General features: G+C 73.5%; 10 protein-coding genes and 1 pseudogene. 6 read left to right on the forward strand and 5 right to left on the reverse strand.

Features of this window, described 5'->3' with window-relative positions; translation table 11 throughout:
- Positions 1-58 precede the first annotated feature (58 nt).
- Positions 59-1198: an aminopeptidase P family protein gene (locus IE264_RS19170; RefSeq protein WP_032753637.1), complete on the forward strand. Its 1140-nt coding sequence runs from the start codon at positions 59-61 to the stop codon at positions 1196-1198.
- A gap of 18 nt (positions 1199-1216) precedes the next feature.
- On the opposite strand, the gene treZ is transcribed toward IE264_RS19170, so the two are convergent.
- Complete coding sequence (gene treZ / locus IE264_RS19175; RefSeq protein ID WP_015612218.1) at positions 1217-2977, reverse strand: malto-oligosyltrehalose trehalohydrolase; 1761 nt, start codon at positions 2975-2977, stop codon at positions 1217-1219.
- 209 nt (positions 2978-3186) lie between these two features.
- On the opposite strand from treZ, the gene IE264_RS19180 reads away from it, so the two are divergent.
- Both IE264_RS19180 and IE264_RS19185 read left to right on the forward strand, forming a co-directional pair.
- The gene (locus IE264_RS19180) at positions 3187-4593 is read left to right on the forward strand and encodes a GH1 family beta-glucosidase (RefSeq protein WP_031127126.1); all 1407 of its coding nucleotides are present in this window, start codon (positions 3187-3189) and stop codon (positions 4591-4593) included.
- A 14-nt stretch (positions 4594-4607) separates the two neighbouring features.
- Complete coding sequence (locus IE264_RS19185; RefSeq protein WP_032753961.1) at positions 4608-5756, forward strand: alpha-L-fucosidase; 1149 nt, start codon at positions 4608-4610, stop codon at positions 5754-5756.
- Here the strand turns inward: IE264_RS19185 and IE264_RS19190 are convergent.
- Positions 5716-6639: a GNAT family N-acetyltransferase gene (locus tag IE264_RS19190; protein WP_032753638.1), complete on the reverse strand. Its 924-nt coding sequence runs from the start codon at positions 6637-6639 to the stop codon at positions 5716-5718. The genes IE264_RS19185 and IE264_RS19190 overlap by 41 nt on opposite strands.
- A 335-nt stretch (positions 6640-6974) precedes the next feature.
- Here IE264_RS19190 and IE264_RS19195 point away from each other — a divergent pair, with 335 nt between their 5' ends.
- Positions 6975-7541 (forward strand): DUF1707 and FHA domain-containing protein, encoded by a 567-nt coding sequence (locus IE264_RS19195; protein ID WP_031127130.1) that lies wholly within the window; start codon positions 6975-6977, stop codon positions 7539-7541.
- A 66-nt stretch (positions 7542-7607) separates the two neighbouring features.
- On the opposite strand, the pseudogene IE264_RS19200 reads toward IE264_RS19195, so the two are convergent.
- Positions 7608-8105 (reverse strand): annotated as a pseudogene (locus tag IE264_RS19200) (oxidoreductase dimerization domain-containing protein); the annotation flags it as partial.
- A 32-nt stretch (positions 8106-8137) separates the two neighbouring features.
- Between IE264_RS19200 and IE264_RS19205 the strand changes: the two are divergent.
- Both IE264_RS19205 and IE264_RS19210 read left to right on the forward strand, forming a co-directional pair.
- Positions 8138-8290 (forward strand): hypothetical protein, encoded by a 153-nt coding sequence (locus IE264_RS19205; RefSeq protein ID WP_373301922.1) that lies wholly within the window; start codon positions 8138-8140, stop codon positions 8288-8290.
- 50 nt (positions 8291-8340) lie between these two features.
- A complete protein-coding gene (locus IE264_RS19210) occupies positions 8341-9420 on the forward strand; it encodes a cytochrome P450 (protein ID WP_032753639.1) in 1080 nt (359 codons plus the stop codon).
- Between the two features lie 89 nt (positions 9421-9509).
- On the opposite strand, the gene treY is transcribed toward IE264_RS19210, so the two are convergent.
- Positions 9510-11897: a malto-oligosyltrehalose synthase gene (gene treY / locus IE264_RS19215; RefSeq protein WP_032753640.1), complete on the reverse strand. Its 2388-nt coding sequence runs from the start codon at positions 11895-11897 to the stop codon at positions 9510-9512.
- 81 nt (positions 11898-11978) lie between these two features.
- The gene (glgX, locus tag IE264_RS19220; RefSeq protein ID WP_032753641.1) at positions 11979-14108 is read right to left on the reverse strand and encodes a glycogen debranching protein GlgX; all 2130 of its coding nucleotides are present in this window, start codon (positions 14106-14108) and stop codon (positions 11979-11981) included.
- Positions 14109-14299 lie beyond the last annotated feature (191 nt).

The raw sequence follows: 14299 nt of genomic DNA on the forward strand, positions 1-14299 counted from the left end.
GCGGGCAGGATGCAGGGAGCCACGCCCTGCCGCACCCCCGCACCGCCAGGAGGCCCCGATGTCCAGCCCGAACCCGCCCGCGCCGCACCCCGTGCCCTTCACCGCCGAGGACTACCGGGCCCGGATGGCGAGGGCGGCCGACTCGGCCGCCGAGGCCGGGCTGGCCGGGGTGATCGTCGCGCCCGGCCCCGACCTCGTCCACCTGACCGGCTACCGGCCCGTCTCCACCGAACGCCTCACCCTCCTCGTCCTGCGGGCCGGCGAGGAGCCGGTCCTGGTCGTCCCCACCCTGGAGGCGCCCGACGCGGCGGCCGCCGCCGGGGCGCCCGCGCTGGCCCTGCGGGACTGGACCGACGGCGTGGACCCGTACGCGGTGGCCTCCCCGCTGCTCGCGGCCCAGGGCCGCTTCGCCGTCAGCGACAACGCCTGGGCGATGCACATCCTGGGCCTCCAGCGGGCGCTGCCCGACACCACGTACATCGCCCTCACCGAGGCGCTCCCGATGCTCCGCGCGGTGAAGGACGCCGCCGAGCTGGAGCGCCTGGCGGCGGCGGGGGCGGCGGCGGACGCCACGTACGAGGAGATCCTGAAGGTGCGGTTCTCCGGCCGCCGGGAGACCGATGTGGCCGCCGATCTCGCCGCGCTGCTCCAGCACTTCGGGCACTCCCAGGTCGACTTCACCGTCGTCGGCTCCGGGCCCAACGGCGCCAACCCGCACCACGAGGCCGGTGAACGCACCATCGAGCGCGGCGACATGGTCGTCCTGGACTTCGGCGGCCTGAAGCACGGTTACGGCTCCGACACCTCCCGTACGGTCCACGTCGGCGAGCCCACCGCCGAGGAGCAGCGCGTCCACGACATCGTCCGCGAGGCCCAGCAGGCGGGCTGCGCGGCGGTCCGGCCCGGGGTCGCCTGCCAGGAGATCGACCGCGCCGCCCGCGCGGTGATCCTGGAGTTCGGCTACGGCGACCGCTTCATCCACCGCACCGGCCACGGCATCGGCGTCACCACCCACGAACCCCCGTACATGATCGAGGGCGAGGAGCAGCCGCTCGTCCCCGGCATGTGCTTCTCCGTCGAGCCGGGCATCTATCTCCCCGGCCGCTTCGGGGTCCGGATCGAGGACATCGTGACCGTCACCGAGGACGGCGGCCGCCGCCTCAACACCACCGCACGCGAGCTGGCGATCGTCGAGTAGCCCTGCGAGCAGGGGAGTTCACTCGTCGGCCAGCACCACGCACGACTCCGGCGGCAGATGCAGCACCCCGTCCGCCCCCGGCGCCCCGACCGGCTCCCAGGCCGCCACCACCCGTCCTCCGACGCGCCGGTGGCGGCCCGAGCCGAGCGGGATCGCGGCCGGCTTGTCCGCCAGGTTCACCGCGATCCGCAGATCGCCCCTGCGGTACGCGATCCAGCGGGCGTCCTCGTCGAACGCGGTCTTCACCGAGGCGAGGTCGGGGTCGTGGAGGTCGGGCAACGTCCGCCGCAGCGCGATCAGTCGGCGGTACCAGTCCAGCAGCCGCGCGTGCGGTTCACGCTCGGGTTCGGACCAGTCCAGACAGGAGCGGTCCCGGGTCGCCGGGTCCTGCGGGTCGGGGATCTCCTCCTCCGCCCAGCCGTGCGCGCCGAACTCCCGCCGCCTGCCGTTGCGTACGGCCTCCGCCAGCTCCGGATCGGTGTGGTCGGTGAAGAACTGCCACGGGGTGCGCGCCCCCCACTCCTCGCCCATGAACAGCATCGGCGTGAACGGGCCGGTCAGTACGAGGGTGGCGGCGCACGCCTGGAGGCCGGGGGAGAGGGAGGCGGCGAGGCGGTCGCCGAGGGCCCGGTTGCCGATCTGGTCGTGGGTCTGGGCGTAGCCGACGAAGCGGTGGGCCGGGGAGCGGGTCACGTCGACCGGGCGGCCGTGGGTGCGGCCCCGGAAGCTGGACCACGTCCCGTTGTGGAAGAACGCCGACGTCACGGTCTTGGCCAGGGCGGCGAGCGGGGCCCGGGCGAAGTCCGCGTAGTAGCCCTGGGACTCGCCGGTGAGCGCGGTGTGCAGGGCGTGGTGGAAGTCGTCGTTCCACTGGGCGTGCAGCCCGAGACCGCCCGCCGGGCGCGGGGTGGTGGTGCGCGGGTCGCAGAGGTCGGACTCGGCGATCAGCCCCAGCGGCCGCCCCAGCTCCACCGCCAGCGCGTCGACCGCCGTGGACAGCTCCTCCAGGAAGGTGAGCGCCCGGGTGTCGGCGAGCGCGTGCACGGCGTCCAGCCGCAGCCCGTCGAGCCGGTAGTCCCGCAGCCAGGCCAGCGCGCTGCCCAGCAGGAACGCCCGCACCTCGTCCGAGCCCGGCGCGTCCAGGTTGACCGCCGCGCCCCATGGCGTGTGGTGGGTGTCGGTGAAGTACGGGCCGAAGGCGGGCAGGTAGTTGCCGGACGGGCCCAGGTGGTTGTGGACCACGTCCAGGATCACCCCGAGCCCCAGCCCGTGCGCCGTGTCGACAAAGCGCTTCAGTCCCTCCGGGCCGCCGTACGGCTCGTGCACCGCCCAGAGCGAGACCCCCTCGTACCCCCACCCGTTGGTGCCGGGGAACGGGCAGACCGGCATCAGCGACACATGGGTGACGCCCAGCTCCGCCAGATGGCCCAGCCGGGCCGCCGCCGCGTCGAAGGTGCCCTCCGGGGTGTACGTCCCCACGTGCAGCTCGTACAGGACCGCCCGGGTCAGCCGCCGCCCCGCCCAGCCCTCGCGCCAGGCGTACGCCCCCTGGTCGACGACCGCGCTCGGCCCGTCGGGCCCGTCCGGCTGGCGCCGCGAACGGGGGTCGGGCAGCAGCGGCCCGTCGTCCACCCGGAACCCGTAACGGTCCCCGTCCACCGCCTCCGCCCCGGCGCTCCACCACCCCTCCCGCAGCGGGTCGCGCTCCATCGGGTAGCGGACCTCCGCCGCCTCCAGTACGACCGTGTCCGCCTCGGGGGCCCACACCTCGAACTGCATCCACCACTCCTCGTCCGTACCGGATCGTCACATCGCCGGATCGCCGCGCGGACCGGGCGAGAGGTCGCCGGGACCGGCGCACCCCACCCCGCGACCGCGCACCCCTAGAACCGGCCCGTCACCGGCCATTAAGGTCTGGTCCTGATCATTGCCCGGCCGGCTCCCGCTCATACAGGTTCTGTTCATACGTACGGCTCATGGAGGCCGAGATGCCCGTACCGCAGTTCCCGCCCGGCTTCCTCTGGGGAGCCTCCGCCTCCGCCTTCCAGACCGAAGGGGCGGTGGACGCCGACGGCAAGGGCCCCTCGGGCTGGGACGCCTTCGCCGCCCTGCCCGGCCGGATCAAGGACGGCACCGACACCACCCGGGGCACCGGCTTCCACGCCCGCTACCGCGAGGACGTCGCCCTGCTCTCCGGGCTCGGCGCCGACGCCTTCCGGTTCTCCATCAGCTGGCCCCGCGTGGTCCCGGGGGGCAGCGGAGCCGTCAACGCCGACGGCCTCGACTTCTACGACCGGCTCGTCGACGAGCTCTGCGCCCACGGCATCACCCCCGCCCCCACGCTCTACCACTGGGACACCCCGCTCCCGCTGGAGGAGACGGGCGGCTGGCTCGACCGGGACACCGCGTACCGCTTCGCCGAGTACGCGGGAATCGTCGCCGAACGGCTCGCGGACCGGGTCCCGATGTGGATCACCATCAACGAACCCGCCGAGGTCACGATGCTCGGCTACGCCCTGGGCGAGCACGCCCCGGGCCGCGCCCTCCTCTTCGACGCCCTGCCCGCCGCCCATCACCAGCTCCTCGCCCACGGCCTCGCCGTCCGGGCCCTGCGTGCGGCGGGCGCCGACAACATCGGCATCGCGCTCTCCCACGCCCCGGTCTGGACGGCCGGCGACTCCGACGAGGACCGCTTCGGCGCGGAGCTGTACGACACGCTCACCAACTGGCTCTTCGCCGACCCCGTCCTCACCGGCCGCTACCCGGACGACGGCCTCGCCGCCCTGATGCCGGGCCCGGTCGCCGACGACCTCAAGGTGATCTCGACCCCGCTCGACTGGTACGGCGTCAACTACTACAACCCGACCCTCGTCGGCGCCCCACGGCCGGAGGCCCTGGAGACCTTCTCCGGCTTCGCGATGCCCGCCGGACTCCCCTTCGGGATACGCGAGATCGAGGGGTACGAGAAGACCGGCTTCGGCTGGCCCGTCGTCCCCGAGGGGTTCACCGAGATCCTCACCCTGCTGCACCGCCGCTACGGCGACCGCCTCCCGCCGCTCCACATCACCGAGAACGGCTGCGCCCTGGACGAGCCGCTCGCCGACGACCGCCGTATCGCCTACCTGGAGAGCCACCTCACCGCCCTCCGCGCGGCGATGGACGCGGGGGTCGACGTACGGGGGTACTTCACCTGGTCGCTCACCGACAACGTGGAGTGGACGGAGGGGGCCTCGCAGCGGTTCGGCCTGGTGCACATCGACTACGAGACCCTCACCCGTACGCCGAAGGCCTCGTACGCCTGGTACCGCGACCTGATCCGCGCCCAGAAGCAGCCGCAGAACCATCAGATCCGGAAGGAAGCGGTCGAAGGGGCTTACGCGGCTCCCCCCGAATGATCAATACTCCCGCCATGGTCGCTTCATGGTGGTCCCGGGCCCGGCTGGGGATCTTCGTCCACTGGACTCCCGCCTCCGTCCCCGGCTGGGCCCCGCCCTACGTCCCTCCGTCGGAGCTCCCGGCGGCGGGCCGGCGTGCGCCGCTCGGCTGGACCTCGTACGCGGAGTGGTACGAGAACTCCCTGCGCTTCCCCGGCTCCCCGGCCGCCGCCCACCACCGCGCCACCTACGGCACGCGCCCCTACACCGACTTCGGCCACGACTTCGAGGACGGGCTCAGCGGCTGGGACCCGGCCGCCTGGGCCCGCTCCTTCCGCGAGGCGGGCGCCGGGTACGCGGTCCTGGTCACCAAGCACCACGACGGCTTCTGCCTCTGGCCCTCCGAGACGGAGAACCCCCACCGCACCGGCTGGCACACCGCCCGGGACGTGGTCGGCGAGTTCGCCGATGCCGTACGGGCCGAGGGCCTGCGGTTCGGCGTCTACTACTCGGGCGGGCTCGACTGGACCTTCGACGACCGGCCCATCGGCACCGCGGCCGACATGTTCTCCGCCGTCCCGCGCGGCCGCTACCCCGCCTACGCCGATGCGCAGCTGAGGGAGCTGATCCGCCGCTACCGCCCCGACATCCTCTGGAACGACATCGCCTGGCCGGCCGCCGCCACCGGGATCCGCTCCCTCACCGACTTCTACCGCTTCACCGTCCCGCACGGCGTCGTCAACGACCGCCTGCTGCCGTACGCCCCGCACTGGCGGGCACTGGGCCTGCCGGGCGCCAAGTCCCTCTACAACTGGTGGGACCGGCGCACGGTGGCGCAGGGCGAGGGGTTCGTCCCCCGCACCCCGCCCGACTTCGACTTCCGTACGCCGGAGTACGCCCGGTACACCGGCTCCGACCCGTACGAGATCACCCGGGGCATCGACCACAGCTTCGGCTACAACCGCAACTCCGGCCCGGACGCCTTCATCGACCGCCGCGCGCTGACCTCACTGGTCCGCGACACGGCGGCCGACGGCGGGAACCTGCTGCTCAACGTGGGGCCGCGCGGCGAGGACGCGACGATCCCCGCCGAGCAGCAACTCCGGCTGGACTGGCTCGCCGAGGAGACGGCGAGCGGGTCACTCACTCCTGAGCGAACACCAGGTCGATCCGCTCCTGAGTGACGGGGTGACCGGCGCGGGCGAACGCGGCCGCCATCGGCGCGTTCGCGCGGTCCGTCGCGCCCGCGATGGACTCCGCGCCCTGTTCCACCAGGAAGCGGGTGCACTCCACCAGCAGGTCGTAGCCGTACCCGTGGCCGCGCGCCTCGGGGACGACCCCGATGAAGCCGATGCACGGCCCGGACGGGTTGTGCGCCGGCACCTGGATGCCCGCCACCTCGCCGTCCGGCGTGTACGCGAGCTGCCACCACTCACGGGGCGAGGGGCACCAGTGGAAGAAGTCCAGCTCCGACCGGGCCGCCGCCTCCAGTCCGCCCGGGCCCTCGATGTCCCGCCGGGCGTGGGCGTCCAGCGTGACCGAGTGGACCCGGCGCAGGACGTCGAGGATCACGGCGTCGTCCGGCTCGGGGCGGAAGATGAGCCGGCCCGGCCGCTCGGGCAGCGGGCAGTCCGGCGTCCACGTATAGCGGTAGCGCTCGACGAGGACCTCCATCCCGGCCGCCCGCGCGGCGGCGATCTGGCCCTCGGCGGCGGCCCGGACCTCGGGCGCCTCCCGCCAGCCGGGCGGCACCAGCAGGGAGTACTCGCTACGGAAGGGGGCCCGGCGCAGGAGTTCGGCGCCCGCCTCCTCCTCGCCGGGCGCGAAGTCGAACCAGTCGAGCGCGATGGGCGCGGTGTCGTCGGGGGAGCCCCACCAGGCGGCCCTGGCCACCACGGTGTTGCCGCGCAGGGCGGCCCAGGTCCAGTCGGGGCGGTACTCGCCGCCGTCCGCCACAGTGGCGTAACGGTGGCCGAAGGCGCCACGGCCGACGAGAGCGGTGTCGTGAAGGGAATGGAAAAGATCGGCGTCGCTCGGGGTGAGCGCGCGAATGACCAGATCGGTCATGAAAGTGTCCTCCGGGGACGGGATACCGCGCTCCCGGTCGAACGTCTGACGTCAGGTTTTCCCGGACGTCAGACGGAGTCCGACACCGCCCGGTGGACGGGGCGGGAGCGCGGGGGCGAGAAGCTGCGGATGCCGGTCATGCCGGTGGTGTTCTCACGCACGGTTTCGCCCCCTTCCAGGACTTCCACGGCCTGGGCCGATGTCGGTGCCGACCGTAGCCGGGGCCCGGACACCGTGTCCACCGATTAACGCGCCGAGCCCCGGCGCAGGTCAGCACGGGCGGGAAGCAGAGCTGTTCTGGACACTTCGGGCCCCTCGGCCCGACAATCGTCGATGTGACGTCCTCCTTCGAGTTCAACACGTATCCCGCGCGGCTGTCGGACGCCCAGCGCGACCGTGTCCTCGGCGTGCTCAGAGAGGGTGCCGCACAGGGCAAGCTGTCGCACGACACCTTCATGCGGCGCATGGAGCTCGCCCTCGTCGCCCGCCGTCCCGAGGAGCTGGCGGCCCTCACCTCGGACCTGGACTCCGGCAGCCGCTTCTCACAGGGGCTGGTCAGGGCCGTCGGCGGAATATCCGCCTTCCCCGGACGGCTGCGCCGGGCCTGGCAGACCGAGCGGCTCCCGAAGCTGCTGCTCCCCGCACCGAGCCCCTATCCGCTGCTCATCGGCCGCGACCCGGGCAACGGGCTGCGCCTCAACCACGAGACGGTCTCCCGGCTGCACGCCGAACTCACCGTGCAGAACGGCCGCTGGGTGCTCCGCGACCTCGGCTCCACCAACGGCACCTGCGTCAACGGCCAACGGCTCGTCGGCTCGATCCCGGTGCGCGACGGGGACCAGGTCAGCTTCGGCCGGATGAGCTTCCGTCTGACGGCACCCTCGCTCCGCCCGCCTGCCTGACCGCCCTGTCACTCCACCCGCCCGCCTGATCCGGTCACGCCCGCTATCGGTGCTGCTGGTGCGGGCCCCACCCCAGCCGTGCACCATGCCCTTGGCGACGGCGGTCGGCGGCAGGGTGTTCACCACCACGTCGTGCCCGGTGTCCCGGGCCTGAGCCTCGGTCAGGCCCACCGCCACGGTCTGCGGCGAGGAGTACGTGACCCGGGGGACGGTGGCGTGGTCGACCGGGGCCGTACGCAGCCCGGCCGGCGCCTCCGCCACCAACAGCCCCTCGGCGAACGGTGCGTGGGCCGGCCCGAGGGAGGGCGGCGGCAGCAGGTCGCCCACCACGTGGATGCCCGGCACCGCCGTCTCCAGCCGCGACCGGTCGGCCGGCACCACATGGCCCCGTCCGTCCGTGGCCGGCCCCGCCGCCGCGAGCCCCGGACCGTCCCTCGCCGGCTCCCGGCCGACCGCGACCAGCAGCCGCTCGGCCGCCACCGTGACCGTCCCGCCCCGCGCGGCCCGCACGACCGCCCGCACCCCGTCCTCGACCACCTCCGTCTCCAGCAGCCGGGCCCCCACCCTGGCTGCGCGCCCTCGCCGTCTTCTCCCGGGTGCCCCTGACCGGCGGGGCGGCGGCCCTCACCGAGCTGCTCACCACCCTGCCGGACACCGGAATCCGGCCGCCGAGGCCCTTCCGCCCCGGAGCCCCCTCACCCGAACGGGCGTACGTCGACTGCGCCGGGCCCCCGTCAGTGGTCCGCTGAGAGCCAGGTGCGCCGACAGGCGGCGCCATGACCGCAGGGGGCGACGAGGGATGCCGGCCGACCGCTCCGAGGCCCTGCCCACCGCCCGCCGTCCGCACCGGCTCGCGGGCGGACAGCCGGGACTGCTGGAGCCGGGCGCCTCGACGGATCCGTACCGCCTGCGCCTCTACTGCGTCCTGCGCACCGACTTCCCGCTCGGTTACGACCCGGGGCTCGGCGCCTGGCTGCTGAGCCGGTACGCCGACGTGGCCCTGGCCCTCACCGACCCCCGCTTCACCGGCTACCCGCACGACGGGGCCCCGCGCGGACCGGTCCCCGCCCCGCTGGGGCTCTGCCGCGGGAGCCTCGTCTGCACACCGCTGCCGGACGGCGTCACGGCACCGGGTCCGAGTGCGGATTCGAGTCCGCGTGCGACTCCGGCGAGCACACCCGCGACCCTCTCCGCCGTCGAGCGCACCGCGTACGTCCTGGCGCGCCGGATAGCCGGGCGGGACCGGGCGGACCTGGTCGGCGAGTTCTGCCGGTGGCTCCCCGCCGGGGCCGATGCGGTGGCGGCCGGGCTCTCCTACCCGGACCTGAACGCCCCGCCCCGCCCCGCCGCCCACCAGCGGCCCGGCGGGGGCACCGGAGACTGCGCCCGGCACACCGGGCTCCGGGAGAGGGCCCTGGCCTCGTTCCTCGCGAACATGCTGGACGACCCCGACCTGCTGGCCGCCGTGGCGGGCTCCGGGGCCGGGGCCGGGATGTTGCTGGGCCGGGCCTGGACGGAGACGCTGCGCCGCGACCCGCCCGTCCAGATCGTGCTGCGCCGCACCCGCACCGAGGTCCGCGTCAGCGGCGGCATGCTGCCCGCCGGGGCGCCTGTCGCCTGCCTCATCGGCGCGGCGGGGCGCGACCCGGCCCGGTTCGCCGCCCCCGACCGCTTCGACCCGCTGCGCGCCGACGCCGACCCGCTGCTCACCGGGCCGGCCGGCTGCCCCGCCGCCCTGCTCGGCCGGCTGGAGGCGGAACACGGACTGCGCGCCCTGCTGACGGCGATGCCCCGCATCCGCTGGGCCGAGGGCTTCCGCCCGGCGTCCAGCGGGGTACTCACACGGGGGCCGCGGGCCCTGCTCGTACGGCCGTCCTGATCAGGACGGCCGATACGGGCACCACCCCCGCCGCACCGCAGGGCGAGGGCCCTGCACCGCAGGGCGAGGGATCACCGCCGCCCCCCGGCTCACCCCCGCACCCTCCGCAACAGCGCCACCGGCCGCTCACCGAACAGCTCGGCCGCCGCCACCGCACCCCCCGTGAACTCCCGCCCCGCCCCCGGGTCCAGCACATCCCGCCACGGCCCCGAGTCCGGCAGCTCCACCACCGTGTCCCGCCACCCCCCGCCCTCCGCGAGCCGCAGCGACAGCCGGGTCACCGCCACCGCCACCTCGCCCGACCGGGAGAACGCCACCACATGCCCGGCCGCCGGACCCCGCGCCTCCAGCGGTACGTACGTCCCCGACTCCCCGAACACCTCCGGCAGCTCCCGCCGCAGCCCCAGCGCCGCCGCCGTCACCACCTGCTTCTCCTCCGCCGGCCCCTCCGGCCGCCGGAACGGGCGCCGGTTGTCCGGATCGACCAGGGCCAGGTACTCGCTCTCCGTGCCCTGGTACAGGTCCGGCACCCCCGGCATCGTCAGCTGCACCAGCGCCGCCCCCAGCACATTGGCCCGGACGTGCGGCGCGAGTGACTCCGCGAAGGCGGTCACCAGCCGCCGGGCCGTACCCGACCCGCTGCCCGAACCGGCCGCCACGAAGTCCGTCACCGCCCTCTCGTACGCCTCGTCCGGCTCCGTCCAGCTGGTGAACAGCCCCGCCTCACGCACCGCCTTGAGCAGGGCGGGCTCCAGCCGGGCGCCCAGCTCCTCGGCGGGCAGCGGGGCGCAGCCGTACGAGGACTGCCAGGCCTGCCAGGCGAGCTGCGGGTCCGGCGCCGCGACGGGTGTCGCCTCGGTCAGCTCGGCCACCAGCCCGGCCCACCGCTCCGGACACTCCGACAGCACCGCGATCCGGGCCCGGACATCGGCGCTTCGCTTGGTGTCGTGCGTGGTCAGGACCGTTCCCGTGGCGGGCCAGTCCCGGGCGATCCGGGTGGCGAAGGCGTGGAACCCGTCCACCGTCACCGCGGGCTGCCCGGGGTCCCCGCCCACCTCCGTGGCCGAGATCAGCGGCACGTACCGGTAGAACGCGGTGTCCTCCACCGACTTGGCGTGCAGCGCGGACGCCGTCTGCGCGAACCGGGCGCAGAAGGACACCTGTTCCTCCCCCTCTCCCAGCCGCCCGAGCGCCAGATCCCGTACGACATCGACGGCGGCGGCCTCCTCCGGCACGGAGAACACCGCCTTCGCGTCCCGTACGGCATCGTCCGGAAGGGTCTCCTCCGCGATCAGGGTCGGCTCCTCGCCCGCCGTGACGTACGGCCGGTAGACCGGCACCCGTACCAGCAGCTCCCGGATTGCCGTCCGCAGCGCCCAGGGCGCGTGGTCGCGCAGGGCCGGGTCCCCGGCGCAGACGGAGGCGGCCAGCCGGGTCAGCCAGGCCGTCTCGGAGGCCAGTTCGTGGGTGGCCACCCGGTACGCGGCCCGGCGGACGGTCGCCTTCCAGTAGCCGCCCCGGTCCCCGGGCGGGCCCGCGAACTCCCGGTAGCGGCCGAGCAGCTCCGCCGCCCCGTCCGGGTCCGTGAACAGCCCGTCGATCCGGTGCAGGGCGTCGTACCCGGTCGTCCCGGCGACCGCCCAGCCGGCCGGGAGGGGCTCGTCGCCGGTGAGGATCTTCTCCACGACCGTCCACCGGCCGCCGGTGGCCTCGTTCAGCTGCCGCAGATACGCGGCCGGGTCGGCGAGGCCGTCCGGGTGGTCGATGCGCAGCCCGTCGAGCACCCCGTCGCGGAGCAGTTCGAGGACCTTGGAGTGCGTGGCGTCGAAGACCTCGGGGTGCTCGACGCGGACCCCGATCAGCTCCGAGACGGTGAAGAAGCGGCGGTAGTTCAGCTCGGTGCGGGCCAGGCGCCACCAGGCGAGCCGGTAGTGCTGGGCGTCCAGCAGTTCCGGAAGCGGAAGGTCCGCCGTGCCCGCCCGCAGCGGGAACTCCTGTTCGCCGTAGCGCAGCACCTCCCCGTCCTCGCCGACGTCGACGGAGAAGGCGTCCAGCTCCCCGCCGAGCGGACCGGCCAGGACCGGGAGGAGCACCTTGTCGCCGCCCGCCGCCCAGTCGATGTCGAACCAGCGGGCGTACGGGGAGGCCCGGCCCTCGCGGAGCACCTCCCAGAGCTGCCGGTTGTGCCGGGGCACGGCGGCCATGTGGTTGGGCACGATGTCCAGGACCAGCCCGAGCCCGTGCTCCCGGGCGGTGGCGGCGAGGCTCCGCAGCCCCTCCTCACCGCCCAGCTCCTCCCGTACGCGGCTGTGGTCGACCACGTCGTAACCGTGCCGGGAGCCGGGAACCGCCTCCAGGACGGGCGAGAGGTGGAGGTGGGAGACGCCGAGCGCGGCCAGGTACGGCACCGCCTTCTCGGCCGCCGGGAAGGGGAAGTCGGGCTGGAGCTGAAGCCGGTACGTGGCGGTGGGCGTCATGGACTTCTACGTACCCCGCCCGGGGCGAACTGTGTCACCCCGGGCGGGACGCTCACCCCCGCCGGTACGGAGGGCAGGGCTTCAGACGGGGCGCTTCAGCACGGCGAGGCTGCGGCCGATCAGCGTGACCTGCTCGCCCTCGGCCACCTTGGGGCCCGTCCCCGGGGGCACCCCCTCCGGGAGTGCCGTGTCCACGACGACCTGCCACTGCTCCCCGTGGTCCACCGGGACGGCGAACTCCAGTGTCTCGGCGCTCGCGTTGAACATCAGCAGGAACGAATCGTCGGAGATCCGCTCCCCGCGCGGCCCCGGCTCGGAGATCGCATGGCCGTTGAGGAAGACCGTCATCGCCTTGGCGTGGGCCGCCTGCCAGTCCCGCTGGGCCATCTCCTGGCCCTCGGGGGTGAACCAGGCGATGTCGGACAGCTCGTCGTGGGTACCCTCCACCGGCCGCCCGTGGAAGAAGCGGCGGCGCCGGAAGACCGGGTGGTCGCGGCGGAGCCACACCATGGACCGGGTGAACTCCAGCAGATTCCGGCGGAACTCGTCGTCCGGGGCGTCCGGGTCGGGCCAGTGGATCCAGGAGAGCTCGTTGTCCTGGCAGTAGGCGTTGTTGTTGCCCTTCTGCGTCCGGGCGAACTCGTCCCCGTGGCTCAGCATCGGCACGCCCTGCGACAGCATCAGCGTGGCGATGAAGTTCCGCATCTGCCGGCCCCGCAGCTCCAGGACCTCCGGATCGTCCGTCTCGCCCTCGGCGCCGCAGTTCCAGGACCGGTTGTGGCTCTCGCCGTCCCGGTTGCCCTCGCCGTTGGCGTCGTTCCGCTTGTCGTTGTACGACACCATGTCGTGCAGGGTGAAACCGTCGTGGCAGGTGGTGAAGTTGATCGAGGCGAGCGGGCGGCGCCCGTCGTCCTGGTAGAGGTCGGAGGAGCCCGTCAGCCGCCCGGCGAACTCGGCCAGGGTGCGCGGCTCGCCCCGCCACAGGTCGCGGACCGTGTCGCGGTACTTCCCGTTCCACTCGGTCCACAGCGGCGGGAAGTTGCCCACCTGGTAGCCGCCCTCGCCGACGTCCCACGGTTCGGCGATCAGCTTCACCTGGCTGACCACCGGGTCCTGCTGGACCAGGTCGAAGAAGGACGAGAGCCGGTCGACCTCGTGGAACTGGCGGGCGAGGGTCGCCGCCAGGTCGAAGCGGAAGCCGTCCACATGCATCTCGGTCACCCAGTACCGCAGCGAGTCCATGATCATCTGGAGTACGTGCGGGGACCGCATGAGCAGGGAGTTCCCGGTGCCCGTGGTGTCCATGTAGTACCGCTGATCGTCGGTCAGGCGGTAGTAGGAGGCGTTGTCGAGGCCGCGGAAGGAGAGGGTGGGACCCAGGTGGTTGCCCTCGGCGGTGTGGTTGTAGACGACGTCGAGGATGACCTCGATCCCCGCCTGGTGCAGGGCCTTCACCGCCTGCTTGAACTCCAGCACCTGCTCCCCGCGCTCGCCCCAGGAGGCGTACGCGTTGTGCGGGGCGAAGAAGCCGATGGTGTTGTAGCCCCAGTAGTTCGCGAGCCCCATGTCCACCAGCCGGTGGTCCTGGACGAACTGGTGAACGGGCATCAGTTCGATCGCGGTGACGCCCAGTTCGGTCAGGTGGGCGATGACCTCCGGATGCGCGAGCCCCGCGTAGGTGCCGCGCAGCTCGGGCGGGAGCCCGGGGTGGAGCATCGTGAGGCCCTTGACATGGGCCTCGTAGATCACTGTGCGGTGGTAGTCCGTACGGGGGCGGCGGTCGTCGCCCCAGTCGAAGTACGGGTTGACCACCACCGAGCTCATGGTGTGCGGCGCCGAGTCGAGGTCGTTGCGGGAGTCCGGCTTCCCGAACGGGTAGCCGTACACCGACTCGCCCCACTCGATCTGCCCGGCGACCGCACGGGCGTACGGGTCGAGCAGGAGCTTCGCGGAGTTGCACCGCTGTCCGTGCTGGGGCTCGTAGGGCCCGTGCACCCGGAAGCCGTAGCGCTGACCCGGCATCACCCCGGGCAGATAGGCGTGGCGTACGAAGGCGTCGGTCTCGCGGAGCTCCACCGCCGTTTCTGAACCGTCGTCGTGCAACAGGCACAACTCGATCCGGTGGGCGGCCTCGGAGAAGACCGCGAAGTTGGTGCCGGCGCCGTCATAGGTGGCGCCGAGGGGATAAGCGTGTCCCGGCCAGACCTGCATAGATGAGACTCTTCCACTTCTGATCCGGGTGCGGTGGCTTTCCTCGGCCCGTTACTCCCCGAATACTCCCCGAAAGTGGGGCGCGCACCTAGTACGTCACGCGGTGCGGCCGGGTCCCGTCGCCCGTCTCCGGCCACAGCGGTCAACTTCGGACACCGGGGTGCCGCTCCGGACGCGATTACGGACGGCCC

The organism is Streptomyces microflavus, from assembly GCF_014650075.1.
In the GTDB taxonomy this organism is placed as follows: domain Bacteria; phylum Actinomycetota; class Actinomycetes; order Streptomycetales; family Streptomycetaceae; genus Streptomyces; species Streptomyces microflavus.